General features: G+C 62.9%; 15 protein-coding genes, 1 tRNA gene and 1 pseudogene. 3 read left to right on the top strand and 14 right to left on the bottom strand.

The features are described from left to right. Positions 1–18: 18 nt before the first annotated feature. Entirely contained in the window at positions 19–375 is a 357-nt protein-coding gene (locus QZ638_RS05930; protein ID WP_295808021.1) for a septal ring lytic transglycosylase RlpA family protein, read from the bottom strand. A gap of 195 nt (positions 376–570) precedes the next feature. Here QZ638_RS05930 and QZ638_RS05925 point away from each other — a divergent pair, with 195 nt between their 5' ends. Further along, complete coding sequence (locus QZ638_RS05925; RefSeq protein WP_295808020.1) at positions 571–1,350, top strand: GGDEF domain-containing protein; 780 nt, start codon at positions 571–573, stop codon at positions 1,348–1,350. Positions 1,351–1,487: 137 nt separating this feature from the next. Here QZ638_RS05925 and QZ638_RS05920 read toward each other — a convergent pair whose 3' ends face one another. Together QZ638_RS05920 and QZ638_RS05915 are read right to left on the bottom strand one after the other, a co-directional pair. Beyond that, a complete protein-coding gene (locus QZ638_RS05920; protein WP_295808017.1) occupies positions 1,488–1,856 on the bottom strand; it encodes a hypothetical protein in 369 nt (122 codons plus the stop codon). A 37-nt stretch (positions 1,857–1,893) separates the two neighbouring features. Next, a complete protein-coding gene (locus QZ638_RS05915) occupies positions 1,894–2,484 on the bottom strand; it encodes a hypothetical protein (RefSeq protein ID WP_295808016.1) in 591 nt (196 codons plus the stop codon). A 212-nt stretch (positions 2,485–2,696) separates the two neighbouring features. Here QZ638_RS05915 and QZ638_RS05910 point away from each other — a divergent pair, with 212 nt between their 5' ends. Further along, positions 2,697–3,527 (top strand): alpha/beta hydrolase, encoded by an 831-nt coding sequence (locus QZ638_RS05910; RefSeq protein WP_295808014.1) that lies wholly within the window; start codon positions 2,697–2,699, stop codon positions 3,525–3,527. Positions 3,528–3,571: 44 nt separating this feature from the next. On the opposite strand, the gene QZ638_RS05905 is transcribed toward QZ638_RS05910, so the two are convergent. From QZ638_RS05905 to QZ638_RS05865, 9 genes and pseudogenes are all read right to left on the bottom strand, one after another. Further along, a tRNA-Leu gene (locus QZ638_RS05905) sits at positions 3,572–3,656 on the bottom strand. Positions 3,657–3,797: 141 nt separating this feature from the next. Then, positions 3,798–4,418 (bottom strand): 2,3-bisphosphoglycerate-dependent phosphoglycerate mutase, encoded by a 621-nt coding sequence (locus QZ638_RS05900; protein ID WP_295808012.1) that lies wholly within the window; start codon positions 4,416–4,418, stop codon positions 3,798–3,800. Positions 4,419–4,450: 32 nt separating this feature from the next. After that, on the bottom strand, positions 4,451–5,263 hold the full coding sequence (gene dapB, locus QZ638_RS05895) for a 4-hydroxy-tetrahydrodipicolinate reductase (RefSeq protein ID WP_295808010.1): 813 nt from the start codon (positions 5,261–5,263) through the stop codon (positions 4,451–4,453). Beyond that, a complete protein-coding gene (locus QZ638_RS05890) occupies positions 5,260–7,092 on the bottom strand; it encodes an ABC transporter ATP-binding protein (protein ID WP_295808008.1) in 1,833 nt (610 codons plus the stop codon). The genes dapB and QZ638_RS05890 overlap by 4 nt, the downstream gene beginning before the upstream one ends. 214 nt (positions 7,093–7,306) lie before the next feature. Next, positions 7,307–8,335, bottom strand: a complete 1,029-nt coding sequence (locus QZ638_RS05885) for a glucokinase (RefSeq protein ID WP_295808006.1) — start codon at positions 8,333–8,335, stop codon at positions 7,307–7,309. A 128-nt stretch (positions 8,336–8,463) separates the two neighbouring features. Continuing rightward, a complete protein-coding gene (gene mepA / locus QZ638_RS05880; RefSeq protein WP_295808003.1) occupies positions 8,464–9,507 on the bottom strand; it encodes a penicillin-insensitive murein endopeptidase in 1,044 nt (347 codons plus the stop codon). Between the two features lie 73 nt (positions 9,508–9,580). Then, on the bottom strand, positions 9,581–10,471 hold the full coding sequence (locus tag QZ638_RS05875) for an SDR family oxidoreductase (protein WP_295808001.1): 891 nt from the start codon (positions 10,469–10,471) through the stop codon (positions 9,581–9,583). Further along, positions 10,468–11,598: pseudogene (queG, locus tag QZ638_RS05870) on the bottom strand (tRNA epoxyqueuosine(34) reductase QueG). The gene QZ638_RS05875 and the pseudogene queG overlap by 4 nt, the downstream one beginning before the upstream one ends. Continuing rightward, the gene (locus QZ638_RS05865; RefSeq protein WP_295807999.1) at positions 11,598–12,290 is read right to left on the bottom strand and encodes a glutathione S-transferase family protein; all 693 of its coding nucleotides are present in this window, start codon (positions 12,288–12,290) and stop codon (positions 11,598–11,600) included. Before QZ638_RS05865 ends, queG begins: the two are co-directional and overlap by 1 nt. Positions 12,291–12,429: 139 nt before the next feature. Here QZ638_RS05865 and QZ638_RS05860 point away from each other — a divergent pair, with 139 nt between their 5' ends. Continuing rightward, the gene (locus QZ638_RS05860; protein WP_295807995.1) at positions 12,430–13,236 is read left to right on the top strand and encodes an undecaprenyl-diphosphate phosphatase; all 807 of its coding nucleotides are present in this window, start codon (positions 12,430–12,432) and stop codon (positions 13,234–13,236) included. 79 nt (positions 13,237–13,315) lie between these two features. Here QZ638_RS05860 and trxA read toward each other — a convergent pair whose 3' ends face one another. Next, on the bottom strand, positions 13,316–13,639 hold the full coding sequence (gene trxA, locus QZ638_RS05855; protein WP_295807994.1) for a thioredoxin: 324 nt from the start codon (positions 13,637–13,639) through the stop codon (positions 13,316–13,318). Between the two features lie 73 nt (positions 13,640–13,712). Beyond that, positions 13,713–15,291: 3'-5' exonuclease (locus QZ638_RS05850; RefSeq protein WP_295807992.1), on the bottom strand; the 1,579-nt coding region annotated here is incomplete at its 5' end.

The raw sequence follows: 15,291 nt of genomic DNA, 5'->3' as shown, positions 1-15,291 counted from the left end.
CGACCCGGCGGCAGGTCGTCACCGCCTGTTCAGGCAAACCCTGGTATGCCCGGCACGGATGAAACCGAGTTTCGCAGCGGCGGCCTTCGACAAGTCGAGGATTCTGCCGCGGACGAAAGGTCCGCGATCGTTGATCCGCACGATCACGCTGCGGCCATTGCGCTTGTTGGTGACGCGGAGTTTCGTGCCGAAGGGAAGCGTGCGATGCGCGGCGGTCATGGCCGCCGGGTTCATGCGCTCGCCGGAAGCGGTTTTGGAGGTCAGCGCGTACCATGACGCACCGCCGCACTGTGCGAAAGCCGGCGCGGAAAACACCGCAACCAACAGAGCGGCTGCCGGCGCGGTTATCGCGCCGCGGGAAAGTCGCCTATGCATTGTCTGGTCCTGGGATGCTCGTTGTGGCGCAATTAGCGGCCAAATGCGGCAGGGAAGGGGCAACTTCCCCGCCGGCAGGCCGAGAGCCGGAACGATTGCAACAGCCATGTGGGAAAAGCCCTTGTCGGTCGCGATGATGCGCGGGGCGGGCGCACCCTTAACGTGGGGGTAACCAGAGGCTGATACCCGCCGGTGATGAAACGGGTTTTGCTCAAAGCCGCGATTGCAACTTGTCTCTCCATCATCGCATCGCTGGCGATATGCTGGATCGCCCTGCGCATCGCGGGCAGTTCCATGAGCTGGTTTCCGGTGTTCATGAGCACGCTTTGCCCACTGCTGATCGCATTTCCGGCCAGCACCTATACGTTCTACCAGAATCACAGGATTGCACGGGCGCACCGAGACCTCGAATCCGCCCATCGCGAACTGGCGGGCGTCTATCGCAAGCTTGCAGCGGCGGCGCGCGTCGACGACATGACCGGACTGCTCAATCGCAGCACCTTCATTGCAGAGCTGAATCAAACCGGCCGGGGCGGCGCCGGCGGCGTTTTCCTCGCCATCGACGCGGACGACTTCAAGAGGATCAACGACACCCATGGACATCTGGCCGGAGACCGCGCACTTCGCGCCATCGCAGGCGTAATCCGGGATGTCGTAGACGGAGAGGGAATTTCCGGTCGTATCGGCGGGGAAGAGTTCGGCGTTTTCGTGGAATCGGCAACGCTCGCCCGCGGCGAAGCGCTTGCCGAATCGCTGCGGCGCGGCGTCCAACGCCTGGTGCTCCGTTCGGGCGAGAACGAAATCGCCCGGTTGAGTGTCAGCATCGGCGTCGCCTGCAGCGGCACCCGCGCAGACTTCTCCGCTCTCATGACGATCGCCGACAAGCATCTCTACAGGGCGAAACGGCGCGGCCGAAATCAGGTCTCGACTCCGGACTCGCCGCCCGAAGCGGTGCATCTGCGGACGGTATCCTGATCCCCGTAAGCCGATATGGAACCTCGGCGAGACCGGCCGCGCACACTGCTCCAGGCGAACCATAGAAGCCTGACCAATATGCCCGCGCACCAGCAGGCCGGCAGGAATGCAAGCGCGATGCCGCGCTGTTTTGTGACCTACGACGCGCCATGAACCAGATAGGCCCCGGCGAAATCGGCGGCGATCATCGCCGCGAACAAACCGGCAAGAAACGCGAGCAGCATGAACGTCGCGGCTTTCCACTCGCGCGATCCGTAGAGATAGACGGCGAGGCCGACAGGTACGAACAAAACCGGCCACCACATCGCGGCGCGGCGTCTTCGGCCGTCGCGGATTTTCGCATCGGCCATCTGCCACCATGACACGAGACAGACGATCCCGATCATCTGTATAATGTCGTTCGGCGTGAGACCCGGTTGCCGTACGGGCCAGAAGCACCAGTCGGCCAAAACACCCGCGGCGACGAAAAGCAACAACAGGATGTATGCGGCCGTTCTGCCGGTCACTCGGACAAGCTCATATCGTTCCCGTTTGCCCGTACGCTCAGGACAGGACCTGGAAATACTGGGCGATCCAGACAATCTGGACGACCAGCGCGATGAGCACGAAACCCAGATGAAAGCGCCTGTTCGTTACAAACATGGCGACGATGGAGGCACCGATCATAGCCACCTGCCTGATCGGATACTCGGCCCCCAACGCTCTGAAATGTTCGGCGCCCTTGGCCAGCGTGTCGAGTATGTCGGCTGCGTAAAGCGTGGCCAGCAGGCCATAAAACCATTTCTGTCTGGAGTGAAAATAATCCGCATAACCGGAGTATTCGCTCATTTGATCCGGAAACAGCAGCGCGCACACGAAAAAGAACAGCGCCGCGTAAAGGATGACGAAGACGTAGAGCTCGAAGGTCCAATGAGAAATACGCATGAGCCCGAATTCGAACCACCAGAAATGCACGACCGCCAGAAACAGAAACAGGACCCAGCCCAGGTGGACGGAGTAGATCTGGCTCTTGCTGGGGTGTTGAACGAAGCGGGCGAGGCCATTCAGCAGGCGCGCCAGGCTCAGCCCCATGACGACACCGAGAATCACACGAATGTGGATAACCTGATCGGCATGGGGTGCGGGTTGCTCCATCTTCGACCTGTTGCCTCCCGCCATCCCGGTTTCGGTCTCGATCCGTCGTCAGGCTGCTGTCGCGCACGCACTGTCGAACATCACCGATATCAGGCATAACATAGCCAACTCAACCTCGCTTTCCACCGACCGGATGCCGAATGGATGCGTTTGGCGCGTTGAGACCCCTCGACCGGAGCGATAGGGTTGCGCAAACCGCTGGGAGGGTCGCGATGCAGTGGAAACTCGATGAGACCGTGGAGACATTTGCCGGGCGCGTCGCGGCCGGACGTTGCGGCGCCGGCCCCGCGCTGGTGCTGGCGCATGGATGGCCATGGTCGTCGTTTTCATGGCATCGCGTCATTCCGGAGCTGGCAAAGCACTTTCGCGTTCACTGGTACGACATGCCCGGCTACGGGCAGTCGGAGAAGAGCGCCGAGCAGCGCACATCGCTCGACGTGCAGGGCCGCGTTTTCGCAGAGATGCTGACACATTGGGACCTGGAACGGCCGATTGTCGTCGCGCACGACATGGGCGGCGCGACGACGCTTCGCGCGCACCTGCTGCACGATTGTGCGTTTCAGGGCTTCGTTCTCATGAACGTTGTCGCCATGCGCCCATGGGGTTCGGCGTTTTTCGAGCATGTCGGGCGTCACGTGGACGCGTTTCTCGGCTTGCCGCCGCACATTCATCGGGCGGTCGTTGAGGCCTATATCGAAGGAGCGATCGTCAACGAGATCGATCGCTCGGATTTCGAGCAGCTCGTTGCGCCATGGATTTCGGAAGAGGGGACGGCCAGCTTCTATCGGCAGTTTGCGCAAGCCGACGAAAAATACACTGCCGAGGTCGAACCGCTGTTCGGGCGGATACGCTGTCCGTCAAAGATCATATGGGGCGAGGAGGATCCATGGATCCCGCTGGAGCGCGGCAGGGCGCTCCATGCGCTTATCCCGCAGGCCGCCTTCGAAACGCTTCCCGGCATCGGACACCTGCCGCAGATCGAGGCTCCGGATCGGGTGCTGGGCCTGCTGCTGGAGGCCTGTTCGAGATTCGCCAAGGCCTGACGAAACGTCGCGGCTCAATCGAACAATGCGGTTTTTGAGAGAAATGGTGCCCAGGAGAGGACTCGAACCTCCACGCCTCGCGGCACACGGACCTGAACCGTGCGCGTCTACCAATTCCGCCACCTGGGCAGGTGTGCGATGCCGATGTAAGGGCCAAGCTGTTCCGTGTCAACGCGGATTCTTCCTGTTTGTCAGGAAAATGGGCAAGGCTCCGCCGCGCCAGCGCTTAAATGCGGCCGAGGGCGCTTTCTAGCGCCCTCCAACCGTCAATCAGTCCTCCAGAACCTCTTTCGAAGCCACGGTCGAATCGGCATTCAGCTTGTAGACGATGGGGACGCCGGTGGCGATCTCCATCTTGACGATCTCCTCGCCGGACAGCCCGTCCAGCGCCATGACGAGGGCGCGCAGCGAGTTGCCATGCGCGGCCACCAGCACCGTCTCTCCACGCAGAACGTGCGGCAGAATCTCGTGCAGAAAATAGGGCCAGACACGCGCGCCGGTGTCCTTCAGGCTTTCGCCGCCGGGGGGCGGGGTGTCGTAGGAGCGGCGCCAGATATGCACCTGCTCCTCGCCCCATTTTGCACGGGCATCGTCCTTGTTCAGGCCCGACAGGTCGCCATAGTCGCGCTCGTTGAGCGCCTGATCGCGAACGGTCTCCAGATCCTCCATCCCCAACTCCTTGAGGATGTGATCGTTGGTGACCTGGGCGCGCGACAGGACGGAGGTGTAGGCGATGTCCGGCGCGAAGCCACGCGCCTTGAGGCGGCGGCCCGCATCCTTCGCTTCCTCATGACCCTTTTCGGTCAGGCCCGGATCGCGCCAGCCGGTAAACAGGTTCTTCAGGTTCCATTCGCTTTGACCGTGACGAACGAGGATGAGGGTACCGGACATGGTTCGTTCCTTGTTGCTTCGTAATAATGGGATCAGTTGAGCCCGAGCACGTCGAGCATGGAATACAGACCGGGCTTGCGGCCATGCGCCCAGAGCGCGGCCTTGGCCGCGCCATGAGCAAAGATGCCGCGATCCTCGGCCTGATGCGAAAGGGTGATGCGCTCGCCGGAGCCCGCCAGAAGAACGGAATGCTCACCGACAACGGAGCCGCCGCGCAGCGTGGCGAAACCGATCGTGCCTTCCTCGCGCGGACCGGTCTGGCCGTCGCGCACGCGCACGCTCTTGTCCGCCAGCGCGATTTCACGACCGCGTGCCGCCGCCTCACCAAGCAGCAGTGCCGTGCCGGAAGGCGCATCCACCTTGTGCCGATGGTGCATTTCAAGAACCTCGATGTCGAAATCGGAGGCCTCCAGCGCGCGGGCGGCTTTCTCGACCAGCACCGCGAGCAGGTTGACGCCGAGACTCATATTGCCGGACTTGACGATTGTGGCGTGGTGTGCAGCCGCCTTGATCCTCGCCTCGTGTTCGGGCGCGAAACCGGTGGTGCCAATCACGTGAACGATCTGTGCCTGCGCGGCATAGCCGGCAAATTCAATGCTCGAATCGGGCGAGGTGAAGTCGAGCACGCCATCGGCTCTGGCAAAGGCAGCCAGCGGATCGTCGCCGATGAGAACGTTGATCGTTCCGATTCCCGACAGCTCGCCCGCATCCCGGCCCAGAAAAGTCGAGCCGGGACGCTCGACGGCGGCGGCAACGCGCAGCCCGTCCATCGCATGGACGGTGCGGATCAGCGTCTGGCCCATACGGCCTGCCGCTCCGACGATCACAAGCCCCATATCCGTCATGCCTTGGTCTCCTGTGGCGCGGCGATGCCGTCGTCTTCTGTCGTGTTGGCGAGCAGATTCTCGCCCTTCTGGCTCTGCATGCGGTGGAAACGCGCATAGATGCCGTGCGGTTTGCGCATAAGGCTCTCATGCGTGCCTTCCTCCACCAGGTGCCCCTCTTCCAGCACCACGATGCGGTCGGAATTGACCACCGTGGAAAGCCGGTGAGCGATGACCAGCGTCGTGCGTGTTTCCATAATGCCTTCCAGCGCCTGTTGCACGCGCGCCTCCGATTCGTTGTCGAGCGCGGACGTCGCTTCGTCGAGCAGGAGGATCGGCGCATCGCGGACAATGGCGCGGGCAATGGAGATGCGCTGGCGCTGACCGCCAGAGAGATTGGCGCCGTTCTCACCCACCAGCGTGTCATACCCCTCGGCTTGCTGGCGGATGAACCCGTCGGCGAAAGCGAGCCGGGCCGCCTCTTCAACCTCGGCATCCGTGGCGTCCGGACGTCCGTAGCGGATATTGTCGCGGATCGTGCCCTCGAACAGATAAGGCTGTTGCGAGACATAGGCGACCGCGCCGCGCAGCGAATTCTTGGTGACGGTGGATATATCCTGCCCGTCAATGTCGATCCTGCCGCCATCGAGATCGTAGAAGCGCTGAAGAAGGGCAAAGAGGGTCGATTTCCCGGCGCCCGAAGGACCGACGATCGCCGTGGTCTCGCCCGCCTTGGCAACGAAGCTGATGCCGTGCAGCACTGGCAGGTCGTCGCCATAGGAGAACGCCACTTTGTCGAAGGTGACCGTGCCCTTCTTCACAGCCAGCGTGCCGGCGCCGGGTGCGTCTCGCTGCTGGGGCTCGGTGTCGAGGATCTCGTAGATCATGCGGGCATTCACCAGCGCGCGCTCGAGATTGACCTGCACACGGGCAAGCTTGCGCACCGGATCGTAGGCGAGCAACAAGGCGGTGATGAAGGCGAACACCGAGCCCGGCGGCTGGGCACTGACGGACGCGCGCCAGGCCGCGTATCCGATGACGCCGGCGATCGCCAGACCGGCGAGAAGTTCGGTTATCGGTCCGAGCCGCTCGGAAACGCGGGCGATCTTGTTGGAACGGTCCTCGGCATAGCCGATCAGCCCGGACATCTTGTCCGAAAGCTGGTTTTCCATGGTGAAGGCCTTGATAATGGCGATGCCCTGCACCGATTCCTGCATCGCGCCCAGAAGCCGGGAGTTTACATCGACCGCCTCGCGGGTGACGCGGCGCAGCCGGCGCATCAGATAATTGACCGCGTAGATGAGCGGCGGGCCGATCACCAGGGCAATCACCGACAGCAGGGGATCCTGCATCACCATCACGGCGACGAGGCCGATCAGCGTCACCAGATCGCGGGCGATGGAGGCGACCGTCATGTTGAGCAGGTCGCGGATGCCGGTCACGTTCTGGCTGATCTGGGCGGCGAGCTGACCGGAGCGCGTGACGGTGAAATAATCGATGCCCAGACGCATCAGGTGATCGAACAGGCGCTGCTGGTAGCGTGCGACGATGTTGTTGCCGATCTTGGCCAGCATCACCGACTGGCCGTAGGTGGCAAAACCGCGGATCGCAAAGGCGGCGACGATCGCGCCGCAAATCCAGCCGACAAGCTCCCAGCGCTGGCGGTAGAACACCTCGTCGATAATGTCGCGCATGATCCAGGCGCTGAAGGCCGTGGTGGCGGCGATGGCCAGCATGCAGACGATCGCGATCAGATAGTGTCCGATATAATCGCGGCCGTTTTCCGCGAAGATACGGCGAATGACGGGAATGACCTCGCCCACATCCGCCTTGTTCTTTCCAAGCTTCAAAACGTCCGTCCTGTTCAACCGGGCTATCGCATGGTGCTTTTAGAGCATTTTGCAAGCAGGCGAAATCACCTGGCTTCATGCATGTGAGGCGTAAACGAGCGGATGGGGTGCAAGTTCGGGCCGGGCCCGAAACGCTCCATAGCCGCCTGGCCGACAGGCTATGCCCGTTCGATGACGCGCATGCAACGCTGAATCGGGTGGAACGGGGCGGGGGTCATCCCGCTTTCCAGCGCCGCCCCTGTGTTTCGATGCCGAAACGGACGGGCGTGCGAGCGTAGGCGGCAAGCCCCACAAGCGCTGCCTTTGGGTGCGTGATCACATAGACGGGGATGGCTTTCACCAGGGCGCTGTGCGGAGCCTTGTCCTCGAATGCCGCCTTGAACTTCCCGTTCTTGAGGATCGGAACGATCTTCTGGGCGATGCCGCCGCTCAGATAAACACCGCCGCGCGCCATGAAGATCAGCGCCATATCGCCAGCGAGCCGCCCCAGATAGGTGACGAAAAGATCGAGCGTTTCGACGGCGACCGGGTCGGAGCCATCGAGCCCGGCGCTGCTGATCTCGGCCGGTGTTTCGTGCGTCGGCGTGTTGCCGTCGGCGGCGTTGATCGCCCGGTAAAGGTTCACCATACCGCGCCCGCACAGGATCTGCTCGGCCGCGATGCGGCCCTCGATGCGCTCCAGATGCGGGAAGATCTCAAGGTCGCGCTCGCTGCGCGGTCCCAGATCCACATGGCCGCCTTCGCCGGGCACCGGAAACCACGTGTGTTGCGCATGCACAAGCCCGGCCATGCCGAGCCCCGTTCCCGGGCCGAGAACCACACGGCTGCCCGTCGCTTCAGACCTGCCGGGGCACACCATTTCCAGATGCTCGTCGTCGAGCGCCACCACGGCCAGCGCCTGCGCCTCGAAATCGTTGATGACGACGATATCGCTGAGGCCCATTGCCTCCATCATCCGACGTGGGCGCACCACCCAGTCGCAATTGGTGAGATCGATCTCGTCGCCATCCACCGGGCCGGCCACCGCCAGAACCGCCGATTGCGGCAGGATCGATGTACGGTCGAGAATGGCGCTCTGGATCGCCTCGTCGATGGTTTCGTAATCGGCCGTCTGAACCACCGGAAAGGTTTTCGGCTCAGCGTTGGAATCCACGAGAATGGCAAACCGCGCATTCGTGCCGCCGATATCGCCGATCAGGACAGGAAATCGCAGCGCTGTATCGTTTTCATTCTTGAAATGCATGGCACAGTTTCTGGCGACTTGCCGCTCCGAAAAGGTAGATCAAAGCGGGATTAAATCGGTTAAAGGCGTAACGCAAGCGCATCTGACCGAAAAGTCGATGCGCCTGCTGCTTCGAATCCGGATCCGTTCTACTCAAAGCCAGGTCGATTGGTTGGTCTCGGCACCTGAGCCGGCGGCATCGCCGACAGAACGCTCGCCGGGCTCACCGCCTGATAGCCAAGCGCGGGCAGATCTGCCGTTGCGGCCTGCGGGACGCCGCCCCGGCCGGCAACGGTGACCGCTGCTTCCGATACGGGATTCGGCGCCTCGAGCACGACGCGGCAAGCGGAAGGCAGCGCGGCCATGGTCATGACATCGCGAGCCTTCGGCTTGGCCGGTCCCTTGGCCGGCTTCCACGGTTCTTCCGTAAACCACCAGGCCAGCGTGTCGTCGCACCCTTCGCTGCGCGGCGGCGGATTCTGCGATTTGCAGCCGGGAGAGCCGGCCGGGCAGCCGATGCGCACATGGAAATGGTAATGGTGTCCCCAGAAGGGGCGGATCTTGCTGAGCCAGGAGCGGTTGCCGCGCACCGTGTCGCAGAGCTTTTTCTTGATGCCGGGATGCACGAGGATGCGCTCGACTTCCGGGTAGCTCGCCGCGCGATGCAGGACAGCCTCATGCGCTGGCGTCCATTTTTTGTCGTCGACATAAAGCGATCCCTTCTTGAGCATGGAGATCGCACTGATGCGCTCACGGTCTGCCACGCTCATACGCTTTGCCGGCATTTCGGTGAACCAGATATCGGCGTCCAACCCGATCTGGTGCGAGGCGTGACCGGTGAGCATGGGTCCCCCGCGCGGTTGCGAAATGTCGCCGACGAGCAGGCCACGCCAACCATCCTGCGCGGCCTCCCGCGACAGCCGCTCAAGCATGGAGATGAGTGCCGGATGTCCCCAACGGCGATTGCGCGACAGGCGCATAGCCTGCCAGTTCGGTCCGTCGGGCGCGATGGCGACGCCGCCGGCGAAACAGCCCTTGGAATAAAACCCGTGTACGGCCGGACGGGTGGCGGCGGGCAGCGTCTTCGCACCGAAGAGCTGCTTGGCCAGCGGCTCGGCCCCGGCGGTCGCAACCGCAGCGGAGAAACCGAGCAAAGTCATGGCCGCCAGTTTCAGAATCCGTTGGAATCGCATCGTTTCCTCGTTTTCGACCCGCCCTTCGATCATCGAAGCATAACACAGCTTGCGATTCGCTTACCCGTTCGGTTTACGATTCTTCCGTTCGCCAGCGTCCTTCCGCCCACATGGCATCGAGCGCGGCGCGATAGTCCGGATGACGCATCCGGTAGCCGGTGGCCTTCAGCCGTGCATTCGAAACACGCTTGCACTCACCGTAGAACGACCGTCCCATGGGGCTCAGATCGGCATCCTCGAAGGCGATTTCGGGCGGTGCCGCCTGCCCCATCAGACCGGCGGCGTGGGCCACCACATCCTGCGGCGGGCAGGGCGCATCGTCCGTAACGTTGAAAATGCCGGTTTCGAACCGCCGGGCCAAATGGGCGGTGGCTCCGGCGATGTCGTCCACATGGATGCGATTGAACACCTGGCCCGGCTTGACGATGCGCCGCGCCTTGCCCAACTCCAGGTTGCGAAAGGCGTTGCGGCCCGGTCCGTAAATGCCCGAGAGGCGGATAATCGCGACGGGCAGGCCGATCTTCTCCCCCATTTGCGTCCACTCGGCCTCGGCGACAAGCCGCTGTTTCGAGCGTTCCGAAACGGGCGTGCAGGTCGCCGTTTCATCCACCCATGCGCCGCCGTGATCGCCATAGACACCCACTGTCGATAGATAGCCGATCCATCTGAGCGCCGGCATGGCGGTCGCGATGGTCCTGTGTGCCGCAGTCAATACGGGTTCTCCCGACGCATCCGGCGCGATGCTGACGACGAGATGCGTGGTGCCGGCCAGCACCGCTTCCATATCGGGCGAAAGCGCGCCGCCGCCCTGAAACACATGCGGCGCAAGGCCAGCAGCCTTCAGCCGTTCGGCGTTGTCGGCGCTGCGCGTGGTGCCAGCGACGAACGCCGCCTCGCCGGCGAGCTCACGCGCAATGGCCCGGCCCGAATAGCCCGCGCCGAAGATGAAGAAGGTCTTGGTCATGATCGCCCGTCCCATTCGGCTTGAACATCCACATCGTTTTCCTGCGGACGCAGTTGCGTTTCAAGAGATGCGAACGCTTTTTCATCGAGAAGCCTCGACAATGCCCATACGGCCGCGCCGCGCACAAGCGGCGCTTCGTCTTCCGCAAGCCGCCTGCATGGAGCGATCAACACCGCTTCGCCCGAATTTCACGCCGCGATCAGCACATTGCGGATGAACCGGTCGCGCCCGATCCGCTTGACGGGCGAGCCGGAGAAGAACGCACGGAATCCCGCGTCATCCAGTTCGAGAAGCGTGGAAAGCGGCGGTTCTTTCAGATCCTCGCGCGCCTGCAGTTTCGCCTCGGCGGCATCCTGCGCGAACTTGTTCCACGGACAGGCGGCGAGACAATCGTCGCAGCCATAGATGCGGTTTCCCATGGGGGCGCGGAACTCGCGCGGGATCGGGCCCTTGTTCTCGATGGTTAGATAGGAAATGCAGCGCCGCGCATCGATCTGGTAGGGCGCCGGAAACGCTCCGGTCGGGCAGATATCGAGACAGGCGCGACACGAACCGCAACGGTCGTGCTCCGGTGTGTCGGGTGGCAGTTCGGCGGTGGTGAAGACAGAGCCGAGAAACAGCCAGGAGCCGTATTCGCGACTCACCAGGTTGGTGTGCTTGCCCTGCCAGCCGAGCCCCGCCTCACGGGCGAGCGGCTTTTCCATTACCGGGGCGGTGTCGACGAACACCTTCACGTCCTCCCCGGTACGGGCGGCGAGTTTGCCGGCAAGCTGTTTCAGCCGACCCTTTATGACATCGTGATAATCGCGGTTGCGCGCATAAACCGAAATCGCTGCCCGATCCTTGCGTTCCAGGATTTCGAGCGGATTCTCATCCGGCCCGTAGTTCATGCCCAGCATGATAACCGAACGCACATCCGGCCATAGATCGCGCGGATGGGCACGGCGATTGGCCGTTTCCTCCATCCACCGCATGCTGCCATGGCGGCCTTCCTTCAGGAATTGGCCGAGCTCGGCCGCACGCGACGGTGCGGTTTCCGCAGACGCCACCGCGACGGCATCGAAACCCAGCGCATGCGCCTCTTTCTCGACGAACGCGCGAAGCCGGTCGGCCTGCGCGCCAGACATCAAAAGTCCAGGTCCGCGTAATGGGAGACGGGGGAGAGCCCGCGCACGCGGTCGGCCAGGATGGAGCGGAAGGATGGGCGCGATTTCATGCGCGAGTACCAGTCGCGCGCCGCCGGATAGTCGCGCCATTCGATCTCGCCGAGATAATCGAGCACCGAAAGCGCGGCCGCAGCGGCGAGATCCGCGTAGGAAAGGCGCTTTCCGGCCATCCAGTCGCGCGTGCCGGCAAGCCAGTTGGTGTATTTGAGATGCTGACGGACATTGGCCCGCGCGGCGCGAATGGCGGCGGAATCCGGCGAGCCGCCGCCCTCGGCGCCCGCCATCTGCGGCTTGAGGGCCCGCTCGCGCACCAGATGCCGGGTGACATCGGCATCGGTCTTGACCAGATACCAGTCGACAAGGCGACGAATTTCCGCCCGATCGACCGAATCTTCGGCCATCAGACGCTTTTCACGCTTCAGCGCGCCGCGGGTTTCGTCCAGATACTCGGCAATAACCGTTGCGCCGACGATCGGGTGATCGCCCTCGGCCAGAAGCACGGGGATCGTGCCGGCCGGATTGAGGGTGAGAAACTCCTCGCGCCGTGTCCACGGGCGTTCTTCGATCAGGGCGAGTTCCTCGCCATACTCACCGAAGGAAAGCCGCACGAAACGGCAGGAAGCGTATAAGGGATGATGAAAGAGCGTCAGCATGCGTGGGCTTCTACAGGAAGGCTCTGGCCATTTCATGGCCGTGGCGGTAATCCTTCGATTACCTGATTCTGCGAGTTCTTCCCTCAGCTATAGGGGGAGACTTCCCAGCTGACAAGCAAGCCTTGATTGAGGAGCGAACATGACGGATCAGACCATCGTGGGAGCCCTTCTTCTCGGCATCCTCGAGGGGCTGACGGAATTCATTCCCGTCTCCTCGACCGGACACATCCTGCTCGCCGGTCATTTCCTCGGCTTCGAATCCACCGGCAAGGCCTTCGAGGTTCTGATCCAGCTTGGCGCGATACTGGCCATTCTCAGCGTCTATGCCGCCCGACTTTGGCGAATGCTGATCGACCTGCCGCGCGACCCGGCCACGCAACGCTTCGTGATCGGTATCCTGATCGCCTTCCTGCCGGCGGCGGTTATCGGCGTGCTGGCCTACAAGATCATCAAGACGGTCTTTTTCGAAACCCCGCTTCTGATTTGCGTCATGCTCATTCTCGGTGGCTTTGTGCTTCTCTGGGTGGACCGCTGGGCGAGCAAACCGCGCTACAGCGACATCACGAAATTTCCCCTGCCCATGTATCTCGGCATCGGTCTTATCCAATGCCTGTCGATGATACCCGGCACGTCGCGATCGGGCGCGACGATCGTCGGCGGACTTCTGATGGGAGCGGACAAGCGCTCGGCGGCGGAGTTTTCGTTCTTTCTCGCCATGCCGACAATGACGGGCGCGTTCGCCTACGATCTCTACAAGAATTACGATCTGCTCTCGGCGGCTGATTTCAAGATTATCGCCATCGGCTTCGTCGCCGCTTTCCTTGCGGCGCTGATGGTTGTGCGCTGGCTGCTCGGCTATGTGTCGCGGCGCGGCTATGCGCTTTTCGGCTGGTGGCGTCTGCTCGTTGGAAGCCTTGGCCTGATCGCTCTGCTCGTCTGGGGCTGAGTGCAGCCTGTTTCACAAACAGGCAACAAAAAAACCCGGCGCCAGGCCGGGTTTTTCGTGAGATGGATTGTGCGAACGCTCAGCTGACCGCGCCGTTAATCCAGGCCGAAAGGGCCGTCTTCGGAGCGGCACCGACCTTCATGTCGGCCACTTCGCCATTCTTGAACAGCATCAGCGTCGGGATCGAACGCACGCCATACTGCGCTGCGATCTCGGGATTTTCGTCGATGTTCAGCTTGGCGATCTTCACCTTGCCGCCCAGCTCGGAGGCAATCTCGTCGAGTGCCGGGGAGATCATCTTGCACGGGCCGCACCATTCGGCCCAGAAATCGACAACCACGGGCTCGGCGGCCTGCAGCACATCAGACTGGAAGTTGTTCTTGTCCGCCTTCACGGTGGTCATGGAAATCTCCTTATCGGCAAATCTGTTCCACTAGATGTGGGGGGCGCGCGCGGTCACGTCAAGCTCTCTTGTGTCACGCTCCCGTGAGTCGTTCAAGCGCGGCCCCAAGCCGCTCTTCGGAGACGGGCAGAAGCAAGGGGGCTTCGGTGAAGAGCAGGGCGGCTTCGACCCTGCGGTCGGGATAAAGCGGTTTCAGAAGCTCCGCATAAAGCGCGAGCTGCGCCACATAGGCGGCGGGCGCTTCATCCAATGTTTCAGGGGCAGGCCGGTTGGTCTTGTAATCGACGATCAGCACCGCGTCTTCGGTGACCGCGAGACGGTCGATCTTGCCGGAAACGGCATGGCGGCGCTCGCCGAGCGTCAACGCTCCCATCACGGAAATCTCTGCCCGCGAGCCCGGTGCAAAGATTGCGCTGAAACGGACATCCTCAAGGATTCCAAGGACCGAACGCCAGACATTTTCCCGCTCGGATTCGCTCCAGTCGCCGCCAACGCGTTCCAGATAGCGCCGCGCCGGGGCTTCGCGTCCGCCCTCCGGGCAGTCGGGCAACAATTGAAGCAGCTTGTGTACGGCCAGACCGCGCTGAACCGCAAAGCCGGGCTTTCGCTCCCCGTCGAGCACCGGCGAGCGCGGCGAGGGAACCGGCTCGTAATCGGCTTCGATCAGCGCGCCGGCCCGCGACGGTGAAAGCGGGCGAGGCAGGTCCGGTGGCATTGGCGGCGGGGTCAGCAGAGCGTCGGGCAGCGCCGTATCGGACACGGCCGCAACGTCCGGTTCCGCCGCTTCCCGCTCGACAGGCGCGGCATCGCTTACCCGGTAGCGATAGACCGGCGCGCAGATTGCCGGACGATCCAGCTCAATGGCGGTTTCCGAACCCGAAAGCGCCTGCCGCACGACATTCTGCCAGGTCAGTGCCTGCGGTTCGCGCGCTCCATGATAGCCGCAGACGATCAGCCGGTCCTCGGCGCGCGTCATACCCACATAAAGAAGTCTGCGGTATTCTTCCTCCGCCTTGACTTTCGCATCCGCCTCGAAGGACGCCGCCACCGCGTTGGACACATCCTTGCCGGCGCGCCACAGGAAACCCTTGCCCTGCCAGCCTTCGCGGCGCGGCGAAAACGGCATCAGCCTGGGCAGATGCTGTGCCACGAACGGCGCACTGCCCGGATCGACCAGAAACACCACCGGCGCTTCGAGACCCTTGGCGGCATGAACCGTCATGATGCGAAGTTCGTCGCGCGTCTGGTCCATCTCGCGCTTGATTTCCGGTGCCTGCCCGTCGAGCGCCGAAAGCAGCGCCTCCAGACCGTTCAGCCCGGCCCGCTCGCCCGCGAGCGCGAAGGACAAAAACTCGTCGAGAATGTCGTTTGCCTCATGGCCGAGCCTTGCGACGAACAACCGGCGCGCGCCTTCCCGGTCGGGACCGCCGGAAAGCAGCGCCGCATAAAATTCGAAAGCCGGCTTGAATGCAGCGTCGTTCTGCCAGCGCTGAAGCGTATCGACCATGCCGGCCACCGCAGGATCCTGCAGTGCCTGCGCCCGCATGGCGTCGAACAGCGGCACCGCCTTGCCCCGGTTCCAGGCGAGCCGAAACAGACGCTCTTCATCCATGCCGAAGAGCGGGCTTTTCAGCACCGCGGCCAGCGACAGG

Origin of the sequence: uncultured Nitratireductor sp. (assembly GCF_913053745.1) — a bacterium.
Lineage (GTDB): Bacteria > Pseudomonadota > Alphaproteobacteria > Rhizobiales > Rhizobiaceae > Nitratireductor.
This window is presented reverse-complemented; position numbering and strand designations above follow the sequence as displayed.

Coding starts and splice junctions, on each gene's coding strand:
- QZ638_RS05930 (WP_295808021.1), bottom strand. CDS start 375: ATGCATAGGCGACTTTCCCGCGGCGCGATAACCGCGCCGGCAGCCGCT.
- QZ638_RS05925 (WP_295808020.1), top strand. CDS start 571: ATGAAACGGGTTTTGCTCAAAGCCGCGATTGCAACTTGTCTCTCCATC.
- QZ638_RS05915 (WP_295808016.1), bottom strand. CDS start 2,484: ATGGAGCAACCCGCACCCCATGCCGATCAGGTTATCCACATTCGTGTG.
- QZ638_RS05910 (WP_295808014.1), top strand. CDS start 2,697: ATGCAGTGGAAACTCGATGAGACCGTGGAGACATTTGCCGGGCGCGTC.
- QZ638_RS05900 (WP_295808012.1), bottom strand. CDS start 4,418: ATGTCCGGTACCCTCATCCTCGTTCGTCACGGTCAAAGCGAATGGAAC.
- dapB (WP_295808010.1), bottom strand. CDS start 5,263: ATGACGGATATGGGGCTTGTGATCGTCGGAGCGGCAGGCCGTATGGGC.
- QZ638_RS05885 (WP_295808006.1), bottom strand. CDS start 8,335: ATGCATTTCAAGAATGAAAACGATACAGCGCTGCGATTTCCTGTCCTG.
- mepA (WP_295808003.1), bottom strand. CDS start 9,507: ATGCGATTCCAACGGATTCTGAAACTGGCGGCCATGACTTTGCTCGGT.
- QZ638_RS05875 (WP_295808001.1), bottom strand. CDS start 10,471: ATGACCAAGACCTTCTTCATCTTCGGCGCGGGCTATTCGGGCCGGGCC.
- QZ638_RS05865 (WP_295807999.1), bottom strand. CDS start 12,290: ATGCTGACGCTCTTTCATCATCCCTTATACGCTTCCTGCCGTTTCGTG.
- QZ638_RS05860 (WP_295807995.1), top strand. CDS start 12,430: ATGACGGATCAGACCATCGTGGGAGCCCTTCTTCTCGGCATCCTCGAG.
- trxA (WP_295807994.1), bottom strand. CDS start 13,639: ATGACCACCGTGAAGGCGGACAAGAACAACTTCCAGTCTGATGTGCTG.